This is a genomic window from Methylobacterium sp. J-026 (assembly GCF_022829585.1).
Taxonomy (GTDB): Bacteria; Pseudomonadota; Alphaproteobacteria; order Rhizobiales; family Beijerinckiaceae; genus Methylobacterium.
The window spans coordinates 16471-42990 of sequence record NZ_JAKSYC010000163.1 but is presented as its reverse complement, the minus strand read 5'-3'; the positions used below and the strand labels follow the sequence as shown (position 1 = coordinate 42990).

Below are 26520 nucleotides of genomic sequence, written 5' to 3'. Positions count from 1 at the left end.
CGGCAACGGCTCACGCTCTCTGAACGGACGCGCCCGCTCGGGGATAGACGCGCCCGCTTCGCATCCGATCAGGCGCTCGCCGGGACGGCCGGCGGTAGACCGGCCTCGCTCCCGGCGGTGGTGGTACCGCGGGTCTCGGGCATCAGTGTGAGGTAGAGGACGAAGCCCAGGCCGGCGATGGCCGCGAGCGCCAGGAACGCCGTGGAATAGCCGGCCGAGACGATGATGACCCCCGCGAAGGTCGCGCTGAGCGAGGCGCCCACGCCCTGGGCCGTGGCGACCGCGCCCTGGGCCGCGTTGAAGCGGCCGCCGCCGCGGGTGAGATCGGCCACGACGATCGGGAACAGCGCGCCGTAGACGCCGGCGCCGATCCCGTCGAGGAGCTGGACGCCGACCAGCCAGAACGGGTTGTTCGACAGGGTGTAGAGCACGCCGCGCAGGGCGAGCACGCCGAAGGCCGCGAGGAAGATCGGCTTGCGGCCGATCACGTCGGCCTTGGCGCCGACGAAGATCGCCACCGGCACCATCACGCATTGCGCGGCGACGATGCAGACGGCGATCAGGGACGTCGCGTGGTCCTTGCCCGAGAGGTGGGTGAGCAGCTGGCCCACCGAGGTCAGCATCGCCGCGTTGGCGAGGTGGAAGATCGCGCAGAGCACCGCGAACAGCAGCAAGGCCCGGTTCTGCAGCAGCGTGGCGAGGCCCGAGGGCTTCTCCTGTGTCTGCACCTCGCCCTCGGTCATGCCGCGGGCGAGGTCGTTGTCGATGGCCTCGGCCGGCACCATCAGCATGGCGCCGATCGAGAGGGCCGCCAGGATGCCCATGATCCAGAACACCACCACCGGCCCGAAGAAGTAGGCGAGGCCGCCCGCGACCGCGGCCGAGACCGCGTTGCCGGCATGGTTGAAGCCCTCGTTGCGGCCGATCCTCTTGGCGAACATTTTTGGGCCGACGACCCCTAGGGTGATCGCGGCCAGGGCCGGCGGGAAGATCGTGCCGGCGACGTGGGCGATCGATTGGGTCGCGGTCACGAGGTAGAAATTCGCGATGAACGGCAGGATCAGGCAGCTCGCCGTCACCGCGATGGCGCCGGCGATCACGATGGCGCGCTTGTGGTTGGTGGCGTCGATCAGCGCGCCGGCCGGTGTCTGCGCCACGAGGCCGAGGATGCCCGCGATGGTCATCACGAGGCCCGTGGTGGCCTCGTTCCAGCCCTGGTCGGGGCCGCGCACGGCGATCAGGTAGATGGCGAGGTAGGGGCCGAGCCCGTCCCGCACGTCCGCCAGGGAGAAGTTCAGCGCGTCGAGGCCGCGCAGCGCGCGCGTGGAGCGGGTCTGGCCGTCCGCATGCCGGGTCGTCGCACCCGTGGTGATGCCGCTCATCCTGGTCCAGCCCCAACGCGAAGGACGGCGGCGCCCCGATGGAGCGTCACACGCGGGGCTCGACGCCCCGGCGCAGGATCGGTTCCCTCGCTTCCCCGGCGCCACGGCGGAAGCCGGCGATTGCCTGGACGATGAAGGGCTTAGCCTCCGTCGGGCGGCTCGGAAGCGTCGTTATTTCCGACATCGGATGTCGCATCTCCGGACAGGTCGCCGCCCGCAGCGCCGAGACCGTAGCGCTCGATCTTGGCGTAGAGGAGCTGGCGCTGGATCCCCAGACGGCGGGCGGCCCGGGCCCTGTTGCCGTCCGCCGCGCGGAGCGCTGCGGCGATCATGGTCCGCTCCAGCCGGGCGACGGCGCCGGGCAGGTCGCCGGAGAGCCAGTCCGGGGGCAGCGCGTCCCCGGCCGGCCGGTCGGACCTATCCGACGGCAGGTCGAGGTCGTCGGCGTCGATCACGCCGCCGCGCACGAGCACAGCGGCTCGCTCGACCACGTTGCGCAATTCGCGGACGTTGCCGGGCCAATCGTGGGCGAGCAGGCGGGAGGCGGCGCCCCGGCTGAGGCGCTTGCCCGAGCGGGCCAGGAAGTGCTCGGCCAGCGGGACGATGTCGGCCAGGCGCTCGCGCAGCGGCGGCAGGATGATCGGCACGACGTTGAGGCGGTAATACAGATCGGCGCGGAACCGGCCCTCGGCGACGAGCGCCGGGAGGTCGCGATGGGTCGCGGCCACCAGGCGGACATCGACACGCGCCGAACGGCCGCCCAGCGGCGTGACCACGCAATCCTGGATGACCCGCAGGATCTTGGCCTGCATGGATGCCGGCATGTCGCCGATCTCGTCCAGGAACAGCGTGCCGCCCTCGGCCAGATGGAAGGCGCCGGCCCGGTCCACCGCCGCCCCGGCGAACGCCCCCCGACATGGCCGAACAGCTCGCTCTCCAGCTGGTCCCCCGGGATCGCCGCGCAATTCACCGGGACGAAGGGGCGTACCCGCCGGCGGGAGAAGGCGTGCAGCGCCCGGGCCACCTCCTCCTTGCCGGTGCCGGTCTCGCCCCGGATCAGCACAGTGGAGGCGGTATCGGCCACGAGTCCGATCGTCTTCTGGACCCGCCGCATCCCCGCGCTGGATCCGACGAGGCCCGGGTGATCGGCCTGCACGGCCGGATCGGCCTCCGCCTGCCGGACGATCCGCAGCATCGCGTCCAGGGCGGCAGCGAGGTCCGCCCGGCCGATCGGCTTGGTCAGGTGGTCGTGCGCACCCAGGTGCATCGCCTCGATGGTGTTGGCCGGGCTGGCGAAGGCGGTCAGCACGGTCACGGGTGGCCGGTCCGGCAGCGCGCAGATCCGCTCCAGCGTCGACAGGCCGTCGAGGTCGCCGGGCATGCGCAGGTCGAGGAGCACCGCCGCGACCGCGCTGTCGCGCAGCAGCGCCAAAGCCTCCGAGCCGGAGGCCGCCGGCAGGGGCGTGTGTCCGAGATCGGACACGGTCTCGGCCAGCCCCTCGCGCAGGGCCGGGTCGTCGTCGACGATCAGGATGGTCGCCATGGCAGGTCCAGCAGGAAAGTGGTCTCCGGCGCGTCCTCGACCAGCCCGACCTCGCCCCGATGGGCAAGGGCGATCTCGCGTACGATCGCGAGGCCGAGCCCGGTCCCGTCCGGGCGGCCAGTGACGAAGGGCTCGAACAGGCTGGAGCGGATGGCGGGATCGATCCCGACGCCGGTATCGCTGACCCGCAGCCGCAGGCGGACCGCGCCGTCGAACGTGACGCGCTCGGCGCCGAGGCGCACCCGCCCGCCGGGCGGCGTGTTCTGCAGGGCGTTCAGCAGCAGGTTGTCCAGGGCGCGGCCGATCTGCACCCGGTCGATATGGGGCTGATCCCCCTCCGGCAGGCCGTCGACCGCAGTCTCGATCCGGACCCCGCCGGAGCCGGCGAGATCCTCGTGCAGGCTCACGCTGTCCGCCAGCAGCGGACCGATCGCGGTCGGCGTTCGGTTGAGCGCGCGTGCCTGCGTCAGGTTCAGGAGATCGCGCAGCAGCGTGTCGACGCGGGCGATCTGGCCGAGGACGGTCCGGAGGGCGGAGGCGGCCCGATCCGGATCGCCGCTGACCAGGGCGTTCTCGGCCTTCAGCCGCATCGCGGCGATCGGGTTGCGGATCTCGTGGGCGACGCTCGCCGCGAGCCGGCCGACCGCGGCCAGGCGCTCGGCGGCCACGACCCGGGCCCGGGCCTCCCGGAGCCGGCCGCCCGCCGCGTTGAGGGCGTCCACGAGGCGGTCGAGCTCGCGCTCGCCGGTCCGGGTCAGGCGGGGCAGGTCCTCGCCGTCCGGCCGCGGCGCCGCGAGGGCGGCTTCGAGCCGGGCGATCCGGCCGGAGAACCCGTAGAGGAACCACCCGAGGAAGGCCGCCGAGCCGAGCACCGTCGCGGCCAGGAAGCCGAGCCCCGCCAGGAAGCGCGTATAGATCGGGCCGTCGTTGACGTGGGCGCGCCCCATGGCCCAGGCGGTCAGCCCCGGCTCGGGCCCGTGGAGCGGACAGGCCTGGAGCAGCAGCACCTGGGTGCGGCTGGGCCGGTTCAGCGAGACGGCGTGGTCGACGCGCAGGGCCTGGGCGTTCAGACCCGCGATCGTGTCCCGTTCGGCGGCGGGGAGATCGGTCTTCGGGCCGGTTCCCTCATAGGTCGGATAGGCGTAAGCGATCGGACCGTCCGAGGCGCCCCAGATCCCGCCCTCGATGCCCGGGAGGCGGGCGAGCGCCGCCTCGACGACCCCGGCGAGGTCGGCCTCGGCGATCGAACCACCCCGGACGCCGACCAGGGCGGCGTAGCGGTCGATGATCTCGCGGCAGGCCCGTCCGACCGCGATATCCGCCCGGGCGACCTGGACGCCGGTGGACTGGGCGTAGACGCCGAACATCAGGTAGCCGGTCGTGACGGCGGAGGCCAGCAGCAGGACCCACAGGGCGAGCAGCCGGGTCCGCAGACTGTAGGCCGTCACGACGGCGTTCGGTCGGACACGGCGGGCCTCCTGCGGCGGCGACGAGGCCGCCCGGTGCCGATCCCTAGCGCATCGTGCCGGATCCAGGAACCGGCGCGATGCGCTTCGTCCTGCCCCGGAGGCCTCCGAGCGCCCGGCACCCCAGCCCGGGTGCCGGGCCTGCCGCGGGCATCGTCAAATCCGCGTCGGACGAACGCCCCCGACGCTCGAGACGCGGAAGCCGGACAGCCGAACGCGCCAGAGCCTGCGACGCGATCCGGCCGTGAACGAAACCTGGCTTCATCGACGGCGAGTCAAACCAAGACCTATCGACCGGGCATGACATCGAACTGTCTGTCGACAGGGCCGGCAGAAGGACACGCCCGGTAAAAATGTTGACACACGCTGTTGTCATCGAAGATTTTGATGAGCGAAGCCGCACAACATCCGTCTCCGGATCGTGCGACCTTCGAACGCCAACCCGCGGAGCGCACCGCGTGTGCCCAATCGGAGACAGACGGTGTCACTGACGCTCGTGAACCGGGATACGCTCGACGAACTCGCGGCCGTGATCGGCCCCGACAAGCTCACGCGCATCCTGGAGCGTTTCCTCCTGTGCCTCGCCACCGCGTTCGAGGGTACGGAGCGCGGGGCGGCCGATTACGGGCGCGAGGCGCACACGCTCGTCTCGATGGCGGGGATGCTGGGCTGCGACGCGTTTTCCCGGGCCTGCCGCGATCTCGAGGAAACCGCCCAGGCGGGCGACGACCTGACGGACCGGCTGGCCGATGTCGGGCACCTGCGCGACCACACGCTCGTGGCCCTGCAGGCGCTGAAAGCGGCGGTCGAAGCCGATCCCGATCAGCCCACCGTGACCGCTTCGAGCGGCGCCTCGAAGAGCAGGACCGCCCCTTCCGGCGGGTAGCTGAGCAGCGCCGTGCCGCCGGACCCGTGCGCGAGGCTGCGGGCGATCAGGCGGGTGCCGAAGCCGCTGCGGGTCGGCGGCGTCACGGGCGGGCCGCCGGTCTCCTCCCAGCGGAAGCGCAGGCGCGGCCCCCCATCCGCCTCGGTCACCTCCCAGGTGATGCCGACCTTGCCTCCGGCGACGGAGAGCGCGCCGTACTTGGCCGCGTTGGTCCCGAGTTCGTGCAGCATCAGCGCCAGGGTCAGGCCCTGACGCGGTCCCAGAGTCAGGTCGGGCCCGACGACCCGGAAGCGGCCGCTCATGCCGTCGTCGTGCAGGGAGACCGCACCCTCGATCAGACCGACCAGCGAGGCCCGGGCGAACGAACCCTGGAGGAGCACGTCGTGGGCCCTGGCGAGCGCCAGCAGGCGCGCTGCCAGGGCCTCGCCCGCCGCCTCCAGCGAGACCGCATTGCGCATGGTCTGCGCCGCGACGGCCTGGACCATCGCCATGGTGTTCTTCATCCGGTGGGCGAGTTCCTGCATCAGCAGCGTCTGGCGCGCCTCGGCGACCTTCAGTTCGGTGATGTCGCGGGAGACCGCGAGGATGCGTTCGCGGCAGCCGGGCGTGGCGCCGATCGGCGTGACCGCCACGTCCCACCACCGGACGGCGTGACCCGCAGCGAGTTGCGCCTGGAAGCGGCTCGGGTGGCCAGCCCGGGCGAGATCCACGGCGGCTGCCGCGGCCTCGCGATCTTCCGGCCGGGTCCACACGTCGATCCAGGGGCGACCGATCGCCTCCGCCTCGTCGACGACGCCGGACAGGGCCGGACCGCCCTCCGTGGCGGTGATCAGGCGCCCGTCATGGGCGAGCAGTTCCAGGTAGTCGTTGAAGGCCAGCGGCGATGCCGCCGGCCGGAACCCCACGGACGGCCCCCCGGCTTGGAGGCCAGCCGCCCGGTCACCCGGCAGCGCGACCGCAGCGTTCTGGGCCCGCTCGATCGCCAAACGTCCGGCCTCGACGCGGCTCGCGGCCTCGACGATGCGGCCGAGCCGCCGGCTGCGCTGCCGCTCCCGGTCGGCCTGTGCGGCCGCTTGCGCGAGCTGGTCGCGCAGGCGGGCATTCTCGGCTTCGAGGATATCGAGGCGCCGCGCCGCCCCATCGCCCCACGGCAACACGATGACCGTATCCACCGCCCGCCCCCCATCGTTGCCCGGCGACGCGCTCGCGCACGGGGCCGGCTGTCCATCGATGTGCAGGCGCGGCGACGCGATGTCGGAAGCTGGGATGCACCGGCGGTTTCGACCGCTTCTGGTGCGGGGTCCCCGCCCGCGGCCGAACGAATCGTCGGATGGGTCACGCTAACACGCCGGGGGGGATTATCAATCCAGACATGTATTCGCCGGCGGGCGAAAACTTGTCCCGCGGCGGGGCTCGGTGACGAACTCGCCTACTTGTTGCGCATCAGCAGGACGAGCCAGCCGATCCCGAGCACGAAGATAATCAAGCCGATCGAGACGAAGACCGGTGTGCCGAGGTCGATGAGGCGCGGCGCCAGCTGGGTGGCGAAGGCCGCGACCACCAGGGCCACCGCCACCCGGGCGGCGGCGCGCTCGATGCCGCGGGTGACCTTGTCGAGGCCCTTGATCTCGATCTCCACGGTGACGCGGCCCTGCTTGAGCCGCACCAGCATCAGGTGGATCAGGGTCGGCAGCTCCGAGGCCGCCCCGTAGAGGCCGACGCCGAGCGCCTCGGCCTTCTGCTTGAGCGCCGAGAGCGAGAACTGCGTCTGCATGCTCGCCTTGACGGTGGGGCCGGCCGCCGCGAACAGGTCGAAATCCGGATCGAGGTGGCGCATGACGCCGTCGGCGGTGACCAGCCCCTTGAACAGGATGGCGAGGTCCGTGGGCATCGCGAGGTCGTTCTCGCGGGCCATGTTCATGAAGTCGGTGAGCACCAGCCCGAGGTTCAGCGGGATCGAGGAATGGCTCTCCACGAAGGACGTGGCCGAGACCTGGAGCCGGGTGAGGTCGGGGTTGCTGGTTCCGGTCCAGTCGAGCAGCACCGCCATCAGGCCGTCCGCATCCTGCTTGAGCATCGCGCCGATCAGCACCAGCAATTGCGAGCGCCGGCGCTGTGACAACCGGCCGATGATGCCGAAATCGATGAAGCCGATCTTGTTGCCTGGCATCGCCAGCATGTTGCCCGGATGCGGATCGGCGTGGAACACGCCCTCGATCAGCGCCATCTGCAGGAACGCGTCGGTGCCCTTCTGGGCGAGCAGCTTCTTGTCGAGGCCGGCCGCGCGCAGCGCCGCATCGTCGTTCGGCGGGATGCCGTGGACGAAATCCTGAACCAGGACCCGCTCGGAGCAGTACTCCCAGTGGATCTTCGGGAAGACGATGTCGTCGCGGTCCACGAAGATCTGCGCCAGCAGCTCGCAGTTGCGCGCCTCGTTGAGCAGGTCGAGCTCGCCGTTCAGCCCGTCGGCAAGGTGGCGCATCTGCTCCCGCGGCTGGTAGCGGGCCATGTCGGGCCACTCGTTCTCGACGATGCGGGCGCCGTGGGCCATCAGGCGCAGATCCGCCTCGATGATCTTGCGCAGGTTCGGCCGCAGGACTTTGACGATCACGTCCTCGCCCGAGTGCAGCCGTGCCCGGTAGACCTGGGCGATCGACGCGGAGGCGATGGGGTTCGTGTCGAACTCGGCGAAGATCTCCGTCGGCGAGCCGCCGAGATCCAGCTCGAGCTGCGGCCCGATCTGCTCCCAGGTCACCGGCACGACCTGGCTGTGGAGCTTCTGCAGCTCCTCGGTCCAGGTCGGCGACAGCAGGTCCGGCCGGCTCGCCAGCACCTGCCCGAACTTGATGAAGGTCGGCCCGAGCGCCTCGATCGCCCGGCGCAGCCGCTCCGGCTCCGACAGGCGGGTGACATCGACCCGGGGCTGGCGGCGGGGCAGCAGCGGCAGGTAGCGCAAGCCCAGGCGGTCCACGACGCGGGTGACGCCGAAGCCGATCAGGATGCTCGCGATCTCCGACAGCCGTTGACGGTCGCGGGCGGCAACGAAGGCTGTCTTCAGCATGGAGGGCGCGATCCGTTCGGACGGGATTGGGCGTCCGGACAGCACGAGCATAAGGACTTTTTTGCGGTCGCGAAGCGCGGGAGCCCGCGGCCCCGGACGATATCGGTACCGCGCCCGATCGCCTCAGCGCGGCGGCGCCGCCGCCGGGAGGGGCACCGGTCCCGCGCCGCCCCGCGTCGCGCCGAACCGCGCGTTGACCACGAGCAGCGTCACGATCACCGCCGAGAAGGCCAGGGCCGCGAGGAAATACAGACCGGCCTCGAAACTGCCGCTGCTCTCGCGGATCCAGCCGACGATGGACGGCGCGACGAAGCCGCCGAGATTGCCCACGCAGTTGATCAGCGCGATGCCCCCCGCCGCCGCGCTGCCGCTCAGGAACACCGGCGGGAGCGCCCAGAACGGCGCCTTGCCGCCGTAGAGCCCCGCCGCGGCCACCGCCATGAACGCCACGGCCCAGAGCGAGCCCGTGGCGAAGCCGGCCAGCGCCAGGCCCACCGCGGTCAGCAGCAGGGAGCCCGCCAGTGTCAGGCGCCGGTCGTCGGTCCGGTCAGAGATCCAGCCGATGGTCAGTCCGCCGACCACCCCAAAGACGTAAGGCACCGCGGTCATCAGGCCGGTCTGCATGTCCGACAGGCCGGTGCTCTTGAGGATCTGCGGCAGGAAGAACGCGAGGCCGAGGTTGGCCCCGGTATTGGCGAAGTAGATGAACGACAGGGCGATCAGCCGCGGGTCGGCGATCGCCTTGCGCAGGCTGGTGCCATGGGCTCCCGCCACCGCCCGCTGCTCCGCGTCGATCAGGGCCTGCAGGGCGGTCCGGTCGGCGGGGGCGAGCCAGGCGGCGTCCTTGGGCCGGTCCGGAATCAGCGCCAGGAAGACGAAGCCGAACAGCGTCGTCGGGATGCCCTCCAGCAGGAACAGCCATTGCCAGCCCTTCAGGCCCAGGAGCCCGTCGAGCTGCAGGATCGTGGTCGAGAGCGGCGCGCCGATGGCCAGGGAGACCGGGATCCCCACCGCGAAGGCGCCGAAGATCCGCGCGCGGTAGGCCTTGGGGAACCAGTAGGTCAGGTACAGGATGACGCCGGGGTAGAACCCGGCCTCGGCGGCACCGAGCAGGAAGCGCAGGACGAGAAAGCTGGTGGCGCCCTGCACGAACATCATCGCCGCGGAGAGCAGGCCCCAGCTGATCATGATCCGGGCGATCCAGCGCCGGGCGCCGACCTTTTCCAGGATCAGGTTGCTCGGCACCTCGAAGAGAAAATAGCCGATGAAGAAGATCCCGGCGCCGAGGCCGAACACGGCCGGGCCGATCCCGAGGTCGGCGTTCATCCGCAGGGCCGCGAAGCCGACGTTGATCCGGTCGACATAGGCCATGACGTAGCCGATGAAGAGCAGCGGCATCAGCCTGAAGAAGACCTGCCGGACGATCCGGTCCTGTTCGCTCGGGGCCATGGTGTCCTCGTGGTTTCTCGGTTGTTGTCCGCCCGTGCCGTCATCGCGAGCCCAGGGACGTCATCTGGAGACGCGAGAGGGTCGGGGTCCCGTGCCGCATCGGCTCGCTCGGCTGCGCCCCCGAAAACGGGGACCCGTCGGGTGCGGGCGGTCAGAAGGCCGGCTCGAGACCGCTGATGCGGTAGGCCGATGCCGCTGCCGGCGTGGTCAGGCCGGCGAGGAAGCGCAGGGCGCCGGCGCGGTCGGTGGCGCCGCGCAGGATCGCGGCCGAGAAGGTCGTGACCTCCTGCACCGGGTCGGGAAGGGGGCCGACCACCTCGATGCCCGGCACCACCATCAGCTCGCTGATCTGCTGGACCGCGATGTCGGCCTCGCCGGAGACGAGCTTCTCCGCGGTGAAGCCCTGCGGGATGATGGTCGCGCGGGCGTTGACCGCCTCGGCGAGGCCGAGCCGCGGCAGGAGGCCCGCGAAGTAGATCCCGCTGGCGCCGGTGCGCGAGTAGGCCACGGACCGCGCCGCGACCAGCGTGCGCTTGAGCGCTTCGACGGTGGCGATATCGGGATGGTCCGCGCCGGCCTTCACGGCGATGCCATAGCGGGAGCGCACCGCGTCGACCCGGCTCTCCGCCTCGATGCGGCCGTCCGCGATCAGGCGGTCCATGGCGTCGGACAGGACCAGGACCGCGTCGGCCGTCTCGCCGGCCTCGATCGCCGTCATGATGACGGCGGTGGGCGCCCAGTGGATCGCCACCCGGCCCCCGGCCGCCTCGAAGGCGGGGACGACGTGCGCGTCGAAGGCGCCGCGCACCACCAGCGCGCATTTCAGCCGCGTCGCGTTCTGCTCGTCCGCCATGCCGTGTCCCATCGCTTTCTGAGAAACTGTCGACTCAAGGGTCGATCCGGCCCTGTTCGAGAGAGCTGGATCTGGAATGCGGCCTCATCCTGAGGTGCCCCCAGCCTGCCGCGCGATCCCTGGATCCCTCTGCCGAGGCTGCTGCGCAGCACCTCAGGATGAGGGTGCGTTCGGGAGATCTCGGATGAAACAGCCGTCCTGCTGTCACCGCGGAGGTTCCGTCCGGGAATAGTCCATCCCCGTGAAGCCGCCGCCCTGGTAGCGCTCCACCACCGGGTTGCCGCTGGTCTTCCCCTCCAGGGCCGCCGCGTAGGAATCGGCGCTGTCCTGGGGCGCCCAGCCGATGATCGCGCGGCCGTCCTGCCGCCACCAGGTCATGCGGCGGTTGTTCGAGGCGCCCCAGATCACCACCGAGCCCTTCGGCCCGAGGCTCGGCGCCAGGGTCGCCCGCACAACCAGGCGGGTCAGGTCGGCGTAGGACAGCCAGGTGGCGAGCATCCGCGCGTCGGTGGGCTCCGGGAAGCAGGAGCCGATGCGCAGGAAGGCGCTCTCGACCCCGTGCTTGTCGCGATAGAGGCCGCCCATCAGCTCGCCATAGGCCTTGGACAGGCCGTAATAGCCGTCCGGCGCCAGGGCGCAGTTGTCGTCCAGCACCTCGGACCGCTCGTGGAACCCGATCGCGTGGTTCGACGAGGCGAACACCATCCGGGCCCCCTCCCGGCGGGCCGCCTCGTAGGCGTGGTAGAGGCCGCGGATATTGGGACCGATCACCGTCTCGAACGGGTGCTCCACCGAGATCCCGCCGAAGTGGAGGATCGTGCCGCAGCCCTCCGCCAGGCGCAGGATCGCGGGCCCGTCCTCCAGATCGGCCAGCTGGAAGCGCGCCCCCTCCGGCAGTGGATTGGGGAAGGGCACCCGGTCGGTCAGCCGGAGCGCCCAGCCCTCCGCGCCGAGGGCCCGGGTCAGCACCCGCCCGAGGGCGCCGGAGGCCCCGGTGAGCAGGACGGGTCTGTGCGGGACGGTTTCGGCATGCATGGGATGCTGCTCCAGGATCAGGCGGCCTTGGCCGCGCTCAGGGGCCCGGCCGCCTCCGGGACGCGGGGCCGCCGCACGAAGATCGCCATGGCGACGACGCCGGCGGCGGCGATCAGGGCCGCGATCACGAAGGCGCTGGCGTAGCCACCGAGATGCTGCACGGCGAGGCCGGTGGCGGTGGGCCCGATGATGCCGGAGATGTTGCTCAGCAGGTGGATGAAGCCGCTCACGCCCCCGACCCGCGCCTCCGGCACCAGCTCGTGGATCGTCGCCCAGCAGGATTGCACCGAACTCGTCAGCATCAGCACGGCCAGGGCGATGAGCGTGACCGCCATGGCGGTGCTTCCCGCGGCGTTGACCGCGATCAGCGCGAACCCCGCAACGGCGAGCGGCACGATCGTGGTGATCTTCCGGGCCGCCAGCTTGTCGCCCATGCGCGTGTAGACGAGATCGGCGATCACGCCCCCGCCGACATACCCGACGAAACCGCAGGCCCAGGGGATCGCGGCGACCAGCGCCATCTCCTTGACCGGCATGTGCAGGGCGTCGGTGAGGTAGCTCGGGAGCCACGAGAGGAAGATGTAGAGGGTGTAGTTCACCGCGAACATGCCGAGCCCGAGCGACAGCGTGCTCGGCAGGAACAGGTAGTCGCGCAGGGAGCGCGCGTGGTCGGACGGCGCGAGATGGGTCACCGCCCGGCTGCGCTCGACGAGGGCGACCTCCTCCGGACCGACCCGGGGATTGTCCTGGGGCCGGTCGGTCATCAGGAGGCGCCACGCAACGACCCAGAGCAGCCCCAAGGCGCCGATCGCCACGAACGCCACCCGCCAGCCGTACTGGATGGCCAGCAGGCCGACCACCGGGGCCGCGACGGCGCTGCCCACGGTCTGGCCCGAGAAGGTGAATCCGATGGTCCGGGCGGTCTCCTCGCGGGGGAACCACGTGGTGATGGTCCGGTTCGTGGTCGAGTTCATCGGCCCCTCGGCGAAACCGAACAGGGCGCGGACCACGAACATCTGGGTGAAGCCGGTCACGGCGCCCGTGAGCATGCACAGGATCGACCAGGCGGCGGCGGCCCAGCTGTAGACGCTGCGCGGGCCGAAGCGGTCGGCGAGCTGGCCGCCCACGAAGGCGAAGATCGCGTATCCGAAGAAGAATGTGCTGAAGATGACGCCCAGTTCCGAGGGCGACAGGTTCAGGTCCTGCTTCACGAACGGCGCCGCCACGCCGAGCGCGGCGCGGTCCATGTAATTGATGATTCCGGCGATGAACAGCAGGATCGCGATCAGGAACCTGTAGCGCTTATCGAACATGGCGTTTCCTCCGGGATGATTCTGATTTTTCTTATTGATTTGTTTTTATAGGCTTATTTTAAAGTATAGCCGCGGTCCGGTTCGGAATTTCCCTCCCCCGCAGAGGGGGGGAGGGTCGTGGCGGATCGGACCCGTCGTGAAAATCAAAGACGCGCTCGACCTCCGTCACAGGAATGCGATCGTGCAGGGGCTGAGGCTCGGGCGCGACCCCGTCCGCGTTAGGTCTCCGCTCCCGGCCTCGATGGCGAATTCCACGAGGCAGTCGCCCTGCTCGTTGGCGACGAGGAGATGCCGCCCGTCCGGCGCCAGCGTCATGAAGCGCGGGTCGCGGCCACCCGAGGGCGTCCAGCCGGTGGGCTCGAGCCGACCCGCTTCCGCGTCCACACGGAACCGCGCGATCCCGTCCTGGCCGCGGTTCGACGCGTAGACGAACCGCCCGTCCGGCGTCACCACGATCGCCGCAGCCGTGCTCGCGCCGAAGAAATCCGGCGGTAGTGTCGGGGCGAGATGCAGGGGCGCCAGGGTGCCGGTCCTGCCGTCCCAGCGGCAGGTGGCGATGCTCGACTCAAGCTCGTTGACCAGGAAGGCCAGTGGCCGGCCCGGGTGAAACGCGATGTGGCGCGGCCCGGCACCGGGGCGCATCGCGGTCTCCGACGCGATGGCGAGCCGCTCGCCCTCCAGCCGCAGGACGAAGACCCGGTCGAGGCCCTTGTCGGGCACGATCACGTGCCTCCCGTCGGGCGCCAGAACCACGTGGTGGGGATGGGCGCAGGCCTGCTCGGTCCGGTGGGGACCGGGCTCGCCCGGGAGTGACAGGATGTGGCTCGCCGGCGCCAGCGCACCCGCAGCGCCGACCGGCAGAAGCGCCACCGAGCCGCTGGCGTAGTTGGCGAGGATCAGGAATCGCCCGCCCGGTTCGAGGGCCTGATGCACGCTGTTGGTGCCGCCGGTCCCGGCGCTGCCGAGGGCGCGCAGGCCGCCGTCCGGTTCGACCGCGAAGGCGCTCGCCGCCGCGCCGTCACCCTGGACCGTGTAGAGCACGCCGCGCCCCGGATCCGAGACCAGGAAGGAGGGGTTCACGAGGCCTTCGACCCGGCCGAGATGTGTCCACGCCTCCAGTCCGCCCCCGACCCGGTAGACATCGATACCCTGGCCGCGCGCCCGACGCCGCTCTGTGGTGAAGCAGCCGACGAAGGCGAGGCCGAGGGGAGCGGGATGGGGCATGGCGGTCTCCGGATCAGCCCCGCCGCGGGACGCGGCGCAGGAAGTCGGGATTGAGTTCCGACAGGCGGTTCACCCCGATCAGCGCCATGTCGCGGTTGAGCTCCTCCTTCAGGATCCGCATCGCGTGCTCGACACCCGCGACGCTGCCCAGCGCGGCGCCGAACATGAACGGCCGGCCGAGCAGGACGAAATCAGCGCCGAGCGCCAGGGCCTTCATCACGTCGGTGCCCCGGCGGATGCCGCTGTCGACGATGATCTTCAGCCCCCCTTTACGGGCCGCGATCTCCGGCAGCACGTCCAGCGGCGCGACGGCGTAATCGAGCTGGCGGCCGCCATGGGTCGAGAGGATCACGCCGTCGGCGCCGCATTCCCGGGCGATCTCGACATCCGCCGGGGCCAGCAGGCCCTTCACCAGCAGGTTGCCGGTCCACCGTTTCCGGATCGCCTCCAGGTTCTTCCACGAGAGCTGGTCGCGGGCGATGGTGTTGCGCACCGCCCCTTGCGACATCATCGGCGGCCCGCGCTCGGCCTCCGTGTTCTCGAAATGCGGCGCCCCGTGCTTCAGGAAGGTCCGGGCGACGGTGCCGAGCAGCCAGCGCGGGTGCGTCGCGCTCTGCCACGCCACCTTGGGCGTGACCTTGATCGGCATGGAGAAGCCGCTGCGGGTGTTGTGCTCCCGGTTGCCGAGCGTCGGCGTGTCGGCGGTCACCACGAAGGTCCGGTAGCCGGTGGCGGCGACCCGGTCGAGGAGGCGATCGATCCGGTTCTGGTCGCCCGGCAGGTAGCCCTGGAACCAGGCCTGCGGGTTCTGGGCGTGCACGTCCTCCAGCTTGATCAGCGAGGAGGCGCTGAGGCACATCGGCAGGTTCATCCGCCGCGCCGCCTCGGCCAGGACGAGGTCGCCCCGGTAGGCGATGAAGGCGGCCCCGCCGAGCGGCCCGATCCCGAAGGGCGCCGCGTAGGTGTGGCCGAACAGCGTGGTGGCGGTGTCCCGCGCCGAGGTATCGCGCATCAGCCGCGGCAGGAACGCGTAGTCGGCATAGGCGCCGCGACCGTGCGCCAGGGCGGCGCCGGTTTCGACCCCGCCGGACACGTACTGGAAGATCATCGGCGGCAGGAGCCGCCTTGCGTGGCGCTCGAAATCGTCGAGCGCCAGCAGGTCGCGGAACCGGTAGGGGGTGGCCGCGTCGCTGCGCTTCAGACTCGTGACGATCGCCTGCGGGGCGGCGATGCCGGCCGCGGTCGCATCGGCGCCGCCGATGGTCGGCGCGTCGCGCTCGGGTGCTCCCGGTCCGGAAGCCGGCGGGTCGAGCATCGCCATCGGGTCCTCCCTGCGGGTCGTTTTTGAAAGCGCTTTCAGATAGCCAGCGGCCCGGTCGGGTGTCAATATACTGCCGACCCGGCCCGCTTGGCGGAACCGGGAGGATACGGGCCGAGGGAGAGACCGATTTCCGTGCTGGACCTGCCGGGTGAGATCCTCGAAGCGCTGCCGCGCAGCCCGGTGGCGCGGGACGTCGCCCGCCGCGCCGGCGTCTCCACCGCCACCGTGTCCCGGGTCTTGAACGGTTCCGCCGGGGTCCGGGCGGACAAGCGCGAGGCGGTGATCCGCGCCGCGCAGGATCTCGGCTTCGTCGCCAACGGGGCCGCCCGGGCGCTCTCCACCCGCCGGTTCATGGCGGTGGGCGCGGTGGTGCCCAACATCGAGAACGAGGCCTTCGTGCGCGTCCTGTCGAGCGTCCAGGATCGCCTCCGGCAGGCGGGCTACACCCTGGTCGCCGCCAATGCCGGCTATGACCTGGACGACGAACTGCGGGAGGCGACCTTCCTGCTGGAGCGGGGCGTCGACGGGCTGATGCTGGTCGGCGACATCCACCATCCGGACCTGCACGCCCGCATCGCCCGGCACGGGATCCCGATGGTGCAGACCTTCAGCCTGTCGCGGGAGCGCCCCTGCGTGGGCTTCGACAACGCCGCCTCGGCGGCCCGGGCGGCCAATTACCTGATGGATCTCGGCCACCGGCGGATCGGGGTGATCTCCGGCCTGCGCAGGGACAACGACCGCGGCGGTGCCCGGGTGACCGGCATCGCGCAGGCGCTCGCCGTCCGCGGCCTGCGGCTCGCCCCGGAGCACGACATCGAGATCTCCTACGGGATCGGCGGCGGCCGTGACGGATTCCGTCAGATGCTGGCCGGCGGGCCGCCCCCGACCGCGATCATCTGCGGCACGGATCAGATCGCCTTCGGGGCGATGATCGAGGCCCGCGCCCGCGGCCTCGATGTTCCGGGCGACCTGTCGGTGATCGGCCACAACGATTCCGACTTCGCGCCCTTCCTCGATCCGCCCCTGACCACGATCCGCATCCACTCGGCCGAGATCGGCCACGCCGCCGGGGACCATCTGATCGCCCGGATCCAGGGCCGCCCGGTCGTGCGGGTCACCGAGATCGACGCCGAGCTGATCCTGCGGGCCAGCACGGCGCCGCCCCGGCGCGATCCCGGGTGACCGGCGCTATCTTGCCACCTATTTGAAATCGCTTACAACGCGATTGCCCCTCCGCTCCGAACCCGGAAGACAGCATGGCACCCCGCATCGTCCTCCTGCACGCGACGCCGGTCGCCATGGTGCCGATCCAGGCGGCGTTCGCGGAGCGATGGCCCGAGGCCGAGACGGTCAATCTCCTCGACGACGGCCTGTCGCTGGACCGGGCGAGGGAGCCGGGGGCGATCTCGGAGGGCATGATCGAGCGCTTCGTGCGCTTCGGCCGCTACGGCCACGACATAGGCGCCGACGGCATCCTGATTACCTGCTCGGCCTTCGGGCCGGCCATCGACCGGCTGATCGCGACCGTACCGATCCCGGTCCTGAAGCCCAACGAGGCGATATTCCGCGCGGCCATCGCGCAGGGCACGCGCATCGGCATGCTGGCGACCTTCGGCCCCTCCATCGGCACGATGACCGACGAGTTCGAGGAATTCGTCGGCCAGGCCGGGCGCCCGGCGACCCTGCGGACGATCCTGGTGGACGACGCCATGGCGCGCCTGCGCGCCGGTGACGCCGAGACCCACAACCGGCTGATCGCCGCGCGGGCGCCGGAGCTGGCCGATTGCGACGCGATCATGCTGGCGCATTTCTCCACCTCCCGGGCGGCCGAGGCGGTGCGGCAGGCGGTGTCCGTCCCGGTCCTGACCGCGCCCCACGCGGCGGTGGACCGGATGCGTGCGATGATCGAGACCGGCAGGAGCGCCTGACGCATGAAGCTCGGTGCCTTCCAGGACCGCCTCAGCGGCCATTGCGGCTTCCTGTTCACGGAGTTGCCGCTTCCCGAGCGCTTCGCGGCCGCCGCGAAGGCGGGGTTCCGCGCGGTCGAGCACCCGAACCTGTTCGCGACGCCGGCCCGGGAGGTGGCGGGATGGCTCGAACGGGCGGGCGTGCCGCTCGTCCAGACCGGCTTCCCGGCGGGCGATGCGTCCAAGGGCGAGAAGGGCTTTGCGGCTTTGCCCGACAAGGTCGCCTATTACCGGTCCACGATCGAGCCGACGCTCGATTACGTCGCCCAGCTCGGTTGCCGCATGGTTCACCCGATGGCCGGCGTCCGGCCCGTGGGCGTCGAGCCGGCCCGTCTCTGGGAGACCTATCTCGAAAACCTCGCCTTCGCGGCCGACGCCGCCAAGGCGCGCGGCATGACGGTGATCGTCGAGCCGATCGGCCCGGGCTCGATCGCCGATTACGTGATCGACGATCCCCTGGTGGCGGTGGACGCGATCCGCACGATCGGCCGCGACAACGTCAAGCTCCTGTTCGACGCCTATCACTGCGTCTGCCTCGGCTACGACCCGGCGGCGCTGATCCGTGCCCACGCGCCCCTGATCGCCCATGTCCAGATCGCCGACGATCCGGGCCGGCACGAGCCCGGGACCGGCACGATCGCCTTCGATCCGATCTTCGGGGCGCTGGAGGTGGTCGGCTATGCCGGCTTCGTCGGTTGCGAGTACCACCCGGCTGCCGGAACCGAGGCGGGGCTCGGCTGGATGCGGGCGGCGGTTTAGCCCAGCAGCCGGGCCCGTCGCTCCAGCACCGCCGGCCAGACCTCCGGGTTGACCAGCCGCGGCGGCGCCTCGCCCTTCAGGAGGCCGATGATCTGCGCGGCGCCCCAGGCGGCCACGTTGCGGCGCGCCTCGTGGGTCACGCCGGCGGTGTGGTATGTCGCCACGACGGTGTCGAGCCCGAGCAGGGCCGCGTCGAGGGCCGGCGGTTCCGGCGCCCAGACGTCGAGGCCCGCCCCCGCGAGGTGCCCGGAGGTCAGTGCCGCGGCGAGGGCCGCCTCATCGTGGACGCCGCCCCGGGCGGTGGTGACGAACAGAGCCCCCGGCTTCATCGCCGCGAAGGTCGCCGCGTCGAAGCTGCCGCGGGTCGTGTCGTCGAGGGGGCAGTGCAGGGAGACGATGTCGGATTCGGCGAGCAGCCGCGCCCGGTCCACCGGCTCCGCACCGCCGGCGCGGATCGCCTCGGCCGAGAGCAGCGGGTCGTAGGCCAGCACGCGCATGTCGAAGCCGCGGGCGAGCTTGGCGACCGCCCGGCCGGTATGGCCGATCCCGACGAGCCCGAGGGTCGCGCCGCCGATCTCGTGGCCCATCAGCGATTCCCGCGAGAAACCGCGCTGCGTCCGGAGCAGGCGGTCCGAGACGCAGATCTTGCGCGACACGGCGAGCATCAGGCCGATGGCCAGTTCCGCCACGGAGCGGGCATTGCCGCCCACCTGATTGACCACCGCGACGCCGGCCCGAGTGCAGGCGGCGGCGTCCACCGTGTCGAAGCCGGCCCCGGCGGACGAGACCGCGAGGAGGTTCGGGCATTCCGCCAGGAGCGCGTCCGTGACGTGCCAGCGGCGCGGCAGCTCGTCCCGCGACGGCGAGACGTGGAAGACATGCGCCGCCCGGAGCAGGGCCTGGAGCGCGCTGTCCGGGCGCTGCAGGTCGCCGACCTGCAGGTCGATGTCGGGCTCGGCCCTCAGCGTCGCGTCGAAGACGGGGTTGATCCAGACGTTGAACCGGCAGACGCGCTTGAGGGCCGCCATGGGATCAGCCCTTCACCACCGCGTCGATCGCGTCGATGACGTGGTCGATGTTGTGGGTGTTGACCGCCGCCACGCAGATCCGGCCGGTCTCAAGGGCATAGACCTCGTGCTCCTCGCGCAGGCGGGTGGCCTCGGCGGGGCTCAGGCCTGTGTAGGAGAACATGCCCTTCTGCACCTTGATGGCGTCGAAGCCGCGATCCGGATGGCGCTGCTGAAGGCTGTCGGCCATCCGCTCGCGCATGGCCCGGATCCGGTCGCGCATCTCGGCGAGTTCCCGCTCCCAGTCGGCGCGCAGCTCCGGATCGGTGAGCACGATCTCCACGATCGCCGCCCCATGGGTGTGCGGGTTCGAGTAGCTCGCCCGCACCAGCCGCTTGGCGAAGCCCTCGACCTTGGCCCTGGCGGCGGGGTTCTCGGCCACGATGGTCAGCGCGCCGACGCGCTCGCCGTAGAGGGAGAACGACTTCGAGAACGACGAGGCGACCAGGAATTCCTGGCCCGATTCGGCGAACAGGCGCACCGGCTCGGCATCGGCGTCGAGGCCGTTGCCGAAGCCCTGATAGGCGATGTCGAGGAACGGGATCAGGCCGCACTCGGCCATCAGGGGCACGAGGTCGCGCCATTCGTCGAGGGTGAGATCGGCACCGGTCGGGTTGTGGCAGCAGGCGTGCAGCACCACGATCGAGCCCTTGGGCAGATCCTGGAGGGCGGCCTTCATGGCCGGGTAGTCGGCGCCGCCGGTCTCGGCCGAGAAATAGGGATAATCGACCACGGCGAAGCCGGCCTGGGTGAAAAGGGCCTTGTGGTTCTCCCAGCTCGGGTTGCTCACCGCCACCTTGGCGTCCGGGTACAGCTTGGCCAGCACGTCCGCGCCGGTCTTGAGGGCGCCGGTGCCGCCGATGCTCTGGAGCGTCGCGACGCGGCTCTGCGACAGGATCGGCGCGCCCGCACCGAACAGCAGGGCCTGGACCGCGTCGCGGAACGGCTTGGTGCCCTCGATCGGCCGGTAGGTCTTGGGCAGACCCTTCTCGATCCAGCGCGTCTCGGCAATCTGCACGGCGCGCAGGCGCGGCACCTTGCCGTCCGCGTCCGTGTACACGCCGACCACGAGATTGAGCTTCTTCGAGCTCGGATCCGCGTTGAAGGCCTCGAAGAGGCGCATGATCGGATCGAGCGGCGCGTCCTGGATGCCGGCGAACAGCGAGGTCATGATCGTCAATCGTCCCAGAGGATATTCGCCGCGGCGCGCAGACGCCGCGATGCGCCCGGCTGCGAGACCGGGCCGAAGCCCTTATTCCGCACATCGCGCCCGCCCGCCAGCGCTTGTGCGCGCATCAGTGTCCCGATTCGCTCACAGGTGGCGGTCATCGGCGGCTCGTTCGCGAAGGTACGCCGCGCCCGACCGCGGGTCTTCCGGAATCCGCCCGCCACGCCGTAGAGTGGCCCCATGAGAGTACCGTCATGACGCGACGCCTCGCCCTCAGCCTCGCGGCCGTCCTGGCCACCGCGGCGACGATCCTGCCGGCCGCCGCGCAGGTGCCGGTGCGGATTGGGCTCTCGGCCCCGCTCACGGGACCGGACGCCGCCTTCGGCCAGGGGCTCCGGCAGGGGGCCGAGCAGGCGATCGCCGACCTCAACCGGGCGGCCGGCGGGCGTCCCAGGCTGGTCCTGGTGCCCGCCGACGACGCCGGCGATGCCAGGCAGGCCGCCGCGGTCGCCCGGAAGCTGACGGCCGACGGGGTGCGTCTCGTGGTCGGGCCGTTCGAGTCCGGCGCCGTCGCCGCCGCGACACCCCTCTACGAGGAGGCGGGGGCGGTTGCGGTGACCACCGGCGCGACCTACGCGCCGCTGACCGGTCGCAACCTCTGGAACCTGTTCCGGCTGGTGCCGAGCGACGCGCAGCAGGGCCGGGCCGCGGGGGCCTACCTCGCCAAGGCCTTCGCCGGACGCCGGGTCGGCATCCTCAACGACCGCTCGACCTTCGGCCGCAGCCTCGCCGACGCTGCGGCGGTGCAGCTGAAGGACGCCGGCGCCCCGGAGGTGCTGTTCGACGGCTTTCCCCGCGGAACCCGCGATCTGGCCGATCTCGTCGCCCGGATGAAGGCCGCGCGGCTCGACGCGGTTTATTTCGGCGGGCTCGCCCCCGAGGCCGCGACCCTGGTCCACGCGATGCGCGAGGCCGGCCTCGGCGCGACCCTGGTCTCCGGCGACGGCATCCTCGATCCCGCCTTCGCGACCGCCGCCGGCGCGGCCGGCGAGGGCACTGTCATGACGCTGGCGCCCGATCCGCCGCGCCTGCCCGATCCCCGGGGCGGCCGGCTGGTCCCGCGGAGCCCCGAGGCGGACAGCGTGGCGGCCGGCGCCTACGCGGCGGTGGAGCTGCTCGCTCAGGCGGTGGAGCGCGCCCACGCGGCCGATCCGAAGACGGGCCGCATCGCCGATGGCCGCAAGGTGGCCGAGGCGCTGCGGGGCGGCCAGCCCCTGCGCACCCTCCTGGGACCGGTCGGCTTCGACGCCCGGGGGGATCGCATCGGCGGCGTAAGCCTGCGGGTCTGGCGGCGGACGCCGGACGGCCGCCTCGATTATGCCGGCAACGAGCCCGCCGAGCCGTGAAAGCCGGCAAATCGTGTCGATGACGGAACCTGCGTCGCGTCCGTGACTTGCGGCCGGTTCTCGCGGCGACTACATGCGGGCGTGCTGCTGAGCTGGCGCGGGCGGTCCATCGGATCGGATCCGCGCCCTGCGGCGTTTCCCAAGCTCGATGACTGGGCAAGACGCATTGCCGGAACGCCTGCTGCCGGACGGTCCGACTGGAGAAGGTGCATGGCAAAAGAAGAATTGATGCAGTTCGATGGTCTCGTCATCGAGATCCTGCCGGATGCGCGCTACCGCGTGCAACTCGACCAGGGCCATGAGATCGTGGCCTACACCGCCGGCAAGATGAAGAAGAACCGCATCAAGACGCTGGCGGGCGACCGGGTGACGGTCGAGATGTCGCCCTACGATCTCGAGAAGGGCCGCCTCGTGTTCCGCCACAAGGACGAGCGCTCCTCCGGTCCGCGTCCGCAGGTCCGGGGCGGTCAGTTCCGCCGCCGTTGACGGTGGAGCGGGTGGCCCGGGCCCCGTCGGCCGCACCCGCCTATCTCCTGCTCACCGCGACGGCGCTGCTCTGGGCCGGGAACGCGGTCACTAGCCGCTGGGCTCCGGGGCACATCTCGCCTCAGGTCATCACGACACTGCGCTGGGCGGTGGCCTGCGCGGTTCTTGCGCCCATCGCCGGGCGCAGACTGGTCGCGGAATGGCCGGTCCTGCGCCCCCACTGGCTGCGCATCCTGTTGATGGGCGGCCTGGGCTACACGGCCTTCAACTGCCTGTTCTACGCCGCCGGCGCCTATACCGGGGCGATCAATCTCGCCCTGTTCCAGGGGGCGATCCCGGTGCTGGTGATCGTCCTGAACCGCCTGGCCTATCGGGTGCCGGTAACACCCGGGCAACTGGCCGGCGTGGGCCTCACGCTGGTCGGAGCAGGGCTGGCCGCGACCCACGGCGACTGGGCGGTGCTCACGCATCTGGCGTTCAACCGCGGCGATGTCCTCGTCTTCGGCGCCTGCCTGCTCTACGCGGGCTATACGATCTTCCTGCCGACCCGTCCCAAAGTCTCCGGGCTGGCGTTCTTCGCCGCCATGGCGATCGCCGCCCTGCTCACCTCGCTGCCGCCTTTGGCCGTCGAATGGGCGACCGGGCACGCCGTCTGGCCGGGCCGCACGGGCTGGGCGATGGTGGTGTTCGTCGGCCTGGGGCCGTCGCTCCTGGCGCAGCTCTTCTTCATGCGCGGCGTCGAGCTGATCGGCCCGAACCGGGCCGGCCTGTTCGTCAATCTCGTGCCGATCTTCGGCGCGATCCTCGCCGTCCTGCTGGTCGGCGAGCCTTTCGGGGCGACGGAAGCGGCCGCCCTGGCGCTGGTCCTCGGCGGCATCGCCTGCGCCGAGCGCCTGAAGCCGGTGCGCCGGGACGCCCCGGATCCGGCCTACTCGCAGACGCGCACGCGGCGGATGTAGACGTCGCCGTAGGGATCGACGGTGCGGCGGCGCTCGAAGTGGCAGACCGGGCCGTAATCCTCTTCGACGTAGACCGGCGGCGGGGCGCGGTAGACCGGGCGGCCCGGGTAGTAGCCGTTGTTGGCCGACGCGATGGCGCCGCCGACGGCGAGGCCGCCGAGCACGCCGAGGGCCGCCGCGCCGCCGGCGCCGATGCCGTCACGGGCCTGGGCGGCCGGCGCGAGCGTGGCGAGGCTCCCGACGACAAGGCTCGTCGCGAGAAGGTACTTCATGACATCCCCCTGAAGGCGATTCGTGCCGCTCATCGGCACAATCCCCCTAGCACACCCGAGATTTGGGGCGTTTGTTCGACCGCACGGACCGGCTTGACGTGGGGTGTTCCGCCGCACCAAACCCGAGTCTTTGCGGGAAGAGCGGGGGCCGGCATGGTGACACGGGGCTTCGTCGGGCGCAGGCCGCCGCCCGAGACCGGCGCGCGCCTGCCGCCGGGCCAGTATCAGACCGACGATTTCCCGATCCTGCAGATCGGCCCGAATCCGACCGTCGACCGTGCCACCTGGCGGTTCACCCTTCGCGAGGGATCCCGGCCGATCAAGGCGTGGAGCTGGGCGGAATTCGAGGCGCTGCCCCGGACCGCGTGGCAGGGCGACATCCACTGCGTCACCAAGTGGTCGAAGTTCGACACGACCTGGGAGGGCGTGAGCTTCGACGACCTGCTGGCCGATGCCGGGATCGCCGCGCCGACGCCGTTCCTGCTGGCGGAATCCTACGACGACTACACCACCAACGTGCCGGTGGCCGATCTGATCGGCGGCCGCGCCCTGGTGGCGACCCGCTACGCGGGCCAGCCGATCCACCCGGATCACGGCGGCCCGGCGCGGCTGTTCGTGCCGCACCTCTATTTCTGGAAGAGCGCCAAGTGGGTGAAGGGCCTGCGCTTCACCAGGGTCGACACCGCCGGCTTCTGGGAGCTGCGCGGCTACCACATGTACGGCGATCCCTGGCGTGAGCAGCGCTACACCGGTGACTGAACCCGTCGTCTTCCGCTGGCACCCGGCCGAGATCACCGCGATCACCCCGGCGACGCCGCTGGTGACGAGCGTCCGGCTGCGCTGCACCCTGGCGGAAGACTACCGCGCCGGGCAGCATGTCGACGTCCGGCTCACCGCCGCGGACGGCTATCAGGCCCAGCGCAGCTACTCCATCGCGTCCGCGCCGGACGGCAGCGGCACCGTCGAACTGCTGATCGAGGCCCTCCCGGACGGCGAGGTTTCGGGGTGGTTCACCCAGGTCGCCGCGGCCGGCGATACGGTGGAACTGCGCGGGCCGATCGGGGGCTCCTTCTCGTGGGACGGTCCGGACGGTGGGCCGCTGCTCCTGGCGGGTGGCGGCTCCGGGGTGGTGCCGCTGCTGGCCATGCTGCGGCGGCGGGCGCAGGACTGGCGCGCCATCCCGGCGGCGCTGATCTACGCGACGCGCACCCGCGCGGAGGCCATCGCGCTCCCCGAGCTGGAGCGGCTCGCCGCCGAGGATCCGGGCTTCGCGCTCCATCTGGCGGTGACGCGCGACCCCGGCGGCAAGCGGCTCGATGCCGCCCTGGTGGCCGATGCGCTCGGGCGGACCGGACCGCCGGGCAAGGTGTTCCTCTGCGGTTCGAACCGCTTCGTTGCGGCAGCCTCCGACCTGATCGTGGCCGCCGGCGTCGCGCCGGGGCTGATCCGCACCGAGCGCTTCGGCGCCTGAGGGCCGGGGCTCAGGGGCTGAAGATCAGCACGAGGTAGACGAAGAACAGCACGAGGTGCACCGCGCCCTCCAGCACCGTGGTGCGCGAGCCCGAGAAGGTCTGCGTGCTGAGGATCAGCGTCACGGCGAGCAGGGTCATCTCGGTGGGCTTGAGGCCGAGCACCACGGTCTGCCCGGTGAGCAAGCTGATGGCCAGGACCGCCGGGACGGTGAGGCCCACCGTGGAGGTCGCCGCACCGAGGCATAGGTTGATCGCCCGTTGCAGCTCGTTGCGGGCGACCGCCTTCAGGGCCGAGATCCCCTCCGGGGTGAACACGATGGCGGCGATCAGCACGCCGCCGAGCGCCGAGGGGGCGCCGAGGGCCGCGATGCCGTGGTCGAGGATCGCCGCGAGGCTCTTGGCCAGGATGACGATCGGCAGGACGTTGGCGAGCATCAGGCCGAGGTGCTTGGCGATGCCGCCAGCTGACGCGGCGGGCGTGCTGGCAGGAGCTTCCGCGTCCGGGGTCTCCGCGTCGAGGAAGAACTCGCTGTGGCGGCCGGTCTGAATCAGCAGGAACACGCCGTAGAGCGCCAGGGTGAACACCGAGAACGTCACCGCCTGGAGCTTCGTCAGCGTGCCGTCGCTGGTCGAGCTGGTGAAGTTCGGGATGATCAGCGCGATGGTGGTGAGCGGGATGATCACCGACAGGAAGGCCGAGGCCCCCTGGAGGTTGTAGCGCTGCTGGTGATGGCGCAGGCCGCCGACCAGGAGCCCCAGGCCGACCACGCCGTTCAGCACGATCATCAGCACGGCGAACATCGTGTCGCGGCCGAGCGTGGGGGCGTCCTTGGCCGAGAGCATCACGGCCGAGATCAGCGCCACCTCGATGATCACGATGGCCAGCGTCAGCACCAGGGTGCCAAGGGGCTCGCCGAGCCGATGGGCGAGCTCCTCGGCCTCGTGCACCACGCCGAAGGCCGCCCAGACGATAACCGCGAGCAGCCACGCGAACAGGCCGCCCGCGAAGACGGGCTGGGACAGGTCGCCGAGCCAGCCCTTGCCGAACCACGCGAAGGCGAGAACCGTCGCCCAGGCCACCGCCACCCGCAGGGCTGCCAACATGTCCGAGGTGTTCTCCGGTGGGGCCGCGTCGCCGCCGCTGTGGACCTTGCTAGAGCGTGTCATAGTCCGCCGCCCCGACGCGACCAGTGCCGGTGCGCGGTGCGAAGGCGGATATCCGGGACCGGCGCAGGGCCGCAACGCAGGAAGCGTGTCCGGCCCGCGCTGCGGTCGTGGAACGGACGGAGGGGCGCGTTTGATCGGCCGTTCCCACCGATTCGCGTCTGCAACCGCCCCATGCTGCGGCGGGAGTGGTCAGCGGGCCCGCTTGGCGTTACCATACATGCACCCGAATAAAGTCCGGTGCCTGATTCCTCCGCCGCGCGATGG

The 26520-nt window shown here is 71.2% G+C and carries 24 protein-coding genes and 1 pseudogene; 9 read left to right on the top strand and 16 right to left on the bottom strand.

Annotated features, from left to right (window positions below; all coding sequences use genetic code 11):
- Positions 1-68 precede the first annotated feature (68 nt).
- The 3 genes and pseudogenes from MKK69_RS15525 to MKK69_RS15515 form a co-directional block, all read right to left on the bottom strand.
- Positions 69-1382: an MFS transporter gene (locus MKK69_RS15525; RefSeq protein ID WP_243969162.1), complete on the bottom strand. Its 1314-nt coding sequence runs from the start codon at positions 1380-1382 to the stop codon at positions 69-71.
- A 140-nt stretch (positions 1383-1522) separates the two neighbouring features.
- A pseudogene (locus MKK69_RS15520) lies at positions 1523-2925 on the bottom strand (sigma-54-dependent transcriptional regulator).
- The gene (locus tag MKK69_RS15515; RefSeq protein ID WP_243969160.1) at positions 2910-4373 is read right to left on the bottom strand and encodes a sensor histidine kinase; all 1464 of its coding nucleotides are present in this window, start codon (positions 4371-4373) and stop codon (positions 2910-2912) included. Before MKK69_RS15515 ends, MKK69_RS15520 begins: the two are co-directional and overlap by 16 nt.
- Before the next feature lie 499 nt (positions 4374-4872).
- Here MKK69_RS15515 and MKK69_RS15510 point away from each other — a divergent pair, with 499 nt between their 5' ends.
- On the top strand, positions 4873-5277 hold the full coding sequence (locus MKK69_RS15510; RefSeq protein WP_243969159.1) for an Hpt domain-containing protein: 405 nt from the start codon (positions 4873-4875) through the stop codon (positions 5275-5277).
- Here MKK69_RS15510 and MKK69_RS15505 read toward each other — a convergent pair.
- The 8 genes from MKK69_RS15505 to MKK69_RS15470 form a co-directional block, all read right to left on the bottom strand.
- The gene (locus MKK69_RS15505; RefSeq protein ID WP_243969157.1) at positions 5214-6449 is read right to left on the bottom strand and encodes a sensor histidine kinase; all 1236 of its coding nucleotides are present in this window, start codon (positions 6447-6449) and stop codon (positions 5214-5216) included. The two genes, MKK69_RS15510 and MKK69_RS15505, sit on opposite strands and share 64 nt — an antisense overlap.
- 257 nt (positions 6450-6706) lie before the next feature.
- Positions 6707-8338, bottom strand: a complete 1632-nt coding sequence (locus MKK69_RS15500) for an ABC1 kinase family protein (RefSeq protein WP_243969155.1) — start codon at positions 8336-8338, stop codon at positions 6707-6709.
- A 123-nt stretch (positions 8339-8461) separates the two neighbouring features.
- Complete coding sequence (locus MKK69_RS15495) at positions 8462-9787, bottom strand: MFS transporter (RefSeq protein WP_243969152.1); 1326 nt, start codon at positions 9785-9787, stop codon at positions 8462-8464.
- 151 nt (positions 9788-9938) lie between these two features.
- Positions 9939-10640, bottom strand: a complete 702-nt coding sequence (locus tag MKK69_RS15490; RefSeq protein ID WP_243969150.1) for a molybdate ABC transporter substrate-binding protein — start codon at positions 10638-10640, stop codon at positions 9939-9941.
- Between the two features lie 204 nt (positions 10641-10844).
- Positions 10845-11675 (bottom strand): NAD-dependent epimerase/dehydratase family protein, encoded by an 831-nt coding sequence (locus MKK69_RS15485; RefSeq protein WP_243969149.1) that lies wholly within the window; start codon positions 11673-11675, stop codon positions 10845-10847.
- Positions 11676-11692: 17 nt separating this feature from the next.
- The gene (locus tag MKK69_RS15480; RefSeq protein WP_243969147.1) at positions 11693-12988 is read right to left on the bottom strand and encodes an MFS transporter; all 1296 of its coding nucleotides are present in this window, start codon (positions 12986-12988) and stop codon (positions 11693-11695) included.
- 165 nt (positions 12989-13153) lie between these two features.
- On the bottom strand, positions 13154-14212 hold the full coding sequence (locus MKK69_RS15475) for a lactonase family protein (protein ID WP_243969145.1): 1059 nt from the start codon (positions 14210-14212) through the stop codon (positions 13154-13156).
- A gap of 13 nt (positions 14213-14225) precedes the next feature.
- Positions 14226-15533 carry an alpha-hydroxy acid oxidase gene (locus MKK69_RS15470; protein ID WP_243969142.1) on the bottom strand — a complete coding sequence of 436 codons (1308 nt, stop codon included), beginning with the start codon at positions 15531-15533 and terminating at the stop codon, positions 14226-14228.
- Between the two features lie 132 nt (positions 15534-15665).
- On the opposite strand from MKK69_RS15470, the gene MKK69_RS15465 reads away from it, so the two are divergent.
- The 3 genes from MKK69_RS15465 to MKK69_RS15455 all read left to right on the top strand — a co-directional run bounded on the left by MKK69_RS15465 (position 15666) and on the right by MKK69_RS15455 (position 18259).
- On the top strand, positions 15666-16715 hold the full coding sequence (locus tag MKK69_RS15465; protein ID WP_243969140.1) for a LacI family DNA-binding transcriptional regulator: 1050 nt from the start codon (positions 15666-15668) through the stop codon (positions 16713-16715).
- A 74-nt stretch (positions 16716-16789) separates the two neighbouring features.
- On the top strand, positions 16790-17461 hold the full coding sequence (locus MKK69_RS15460; protein WP_243969138.1) for an aspartate/glutamate racemase family protein: 672 nt from the start codon (positions 16790-16792) through the stop codon (positions 17459-17461).
- A 3-nt stretch (positions 17462-17464) separates the two neighbouring features.
- The gene (locus MKK69_RS15455) at positions 17465-18259 is read left to right on the top strand and encodes a hydroxypyruvate isomerase family protein (protein WP_243969136.1); all 795 of its coding nucleotides are present in this window, start codon (positions 17465-17467) and stop codon (positions 18257-18259) included.
- Here the strand turns inward: MKK69_RS15455 and MKK69_RS15450 are convergent.
- Genes MKK69_RS15450 through MKK69_RS15440 form a run of 3 tightly spaced genes read right to left on the bottom strand, consistent with a single transcriptional unit; the run spans position 18256 to position 20655 of the window.
- On the bottom strand, positions 18256-19287 hold the full coding sequence (locus MKK69_RS15450; protein WP_243969134.1) for a hydroxyacid dehydrogenase: 1032 nt from the start codon (positions 19285-19287) through the stop codon (positions 18256-18258). The two genes, MKK69_RS15455 and MKK69_RS15450, sit on opposite strands and share 4 nt — an antisense overlap.
- 4 nt (positions 19288-19291) lie before the next feature.
- Positions 19292-20497 (bottom strand): amino acid aminotransferase, encoded by a 1206-nt coding sequence (locus tag MKK69_RS15445; RefSeq protein ID WP_243969132.1) that lies wholly within the window; start codon positions 20495-20497, stop codon positions 19292-19294.
- A 5-nt stretch (positions 20498-20502) separates the two neighbouring features.
- Positions 20503-20655: a hypothetical protein gene (locus MKK69_RS15440; RefSeq protein ID WP_243969131.1), complete on the bottom strand. Its 153-nt coding sequence runs from the start codon at positions 20653-20655 to the stop codon at positions 20503-20505.
- A gap of 93 nt (positions 20656-20748) precedes the next feature.
- Between MKK69_RS15440 and MKK69_RS15435 the strand changes: the two genes are divergently transcribed.
- The 3 genes from MKK69_RS15435 to MKK69_RS15425 all read left to right on the top strand — a co-directional run bounded on the left by MKK69_RS15435 (position 20749) and on the right by MKK69_RS15425 (position 23345).
- Entirely contained in the window at positions 20749-21900 is a 1152-nt protein-coding gene (locus MKK69_RS15435; protein WP_243969129.1) for a branched-chain amino acid ABC transporter substrate-binding protein, read from the top strand.
- 210 nt (positions 21901-22110) lie between these two features.
- Positions 22111-22386, top strand: a complete 276-nt coding sequence (gene infA, locus MKK69_RS15430) for a translation initiation factor IF-1 (protein WP_091781030.1) — start codon at positions 22111-22113, stop codon at positions 22384-22386.
- Between the two features lie 2 nt (positions 22387-22388).
- Positions 22389-23345, top strand: coding sequence for a DMT family transporter (locus MKK69_RS15425; protein WP_409564821.1), 957 nt, complete (start codon positions 22389-22391; stop codon positions 23343-23345).
- Here MKK69_RS15425 and MKK69_RS15420 read toward each other — a convergent pair.
- Positions 23315-23617, bottom strand: a complete 303-nt coding sequence (locus MKK69_RS15420) for a hypothetical protein (RefSeq protein ID WP_091781038.1) — start codon at positions 23615-23617, stop codon at positions 23315-23317. The two genes, MKK69_RS15425 and MKK69_RS15420, sit on opposite strands and share 31 nt — an antisense overlap.
- A 153-nt stretch (positions 23618-23770) precedes the next feature.
- Between MKK69_RS15420 and MKK69_RS15415 the strand changes: the two genes are divergently transcribed.
- Entirely contained in the window at positions 23771-24376 is a 606-nt protein-coding gene (locus tag MKK69_RS15415; RefSeq protein WP_243969125.1) for a sulfite oxidase-like oxidoreductase, read from the top strand.
- Positions 24369-25088, top strand: coding sequence for an FAD-binding oxidoreductase (locus tag MKK69_RS15410; RefSeq protein WP_243969124.1), 720 nt, complete (start codon positions 24369-24371; stop codon positions 25086-25088). Before MKK69_RS15415 ends, MKK69_RS15410 begins: the two co-directional genes overlap by 8 nt.
- 10 nt (positions 25089-25098) lie before the next feature.
- On the opposite strand, the gene MKK69_RS15405 is transcribed toward MKK69_RS15410, so the two are convergent.
- Complete coding sequence (locus MKK69_RS15405; RefSeq protein WP_409564820.1) at positions 25099-26193, bottom strand: calcium:proton antiporter; 1095 nt, start codon at positions 26191-26193, stop codon at positions 25099-25101.
- Between the last annotated feature and the right edge of the window lie 327 nt (positions 26194-26520).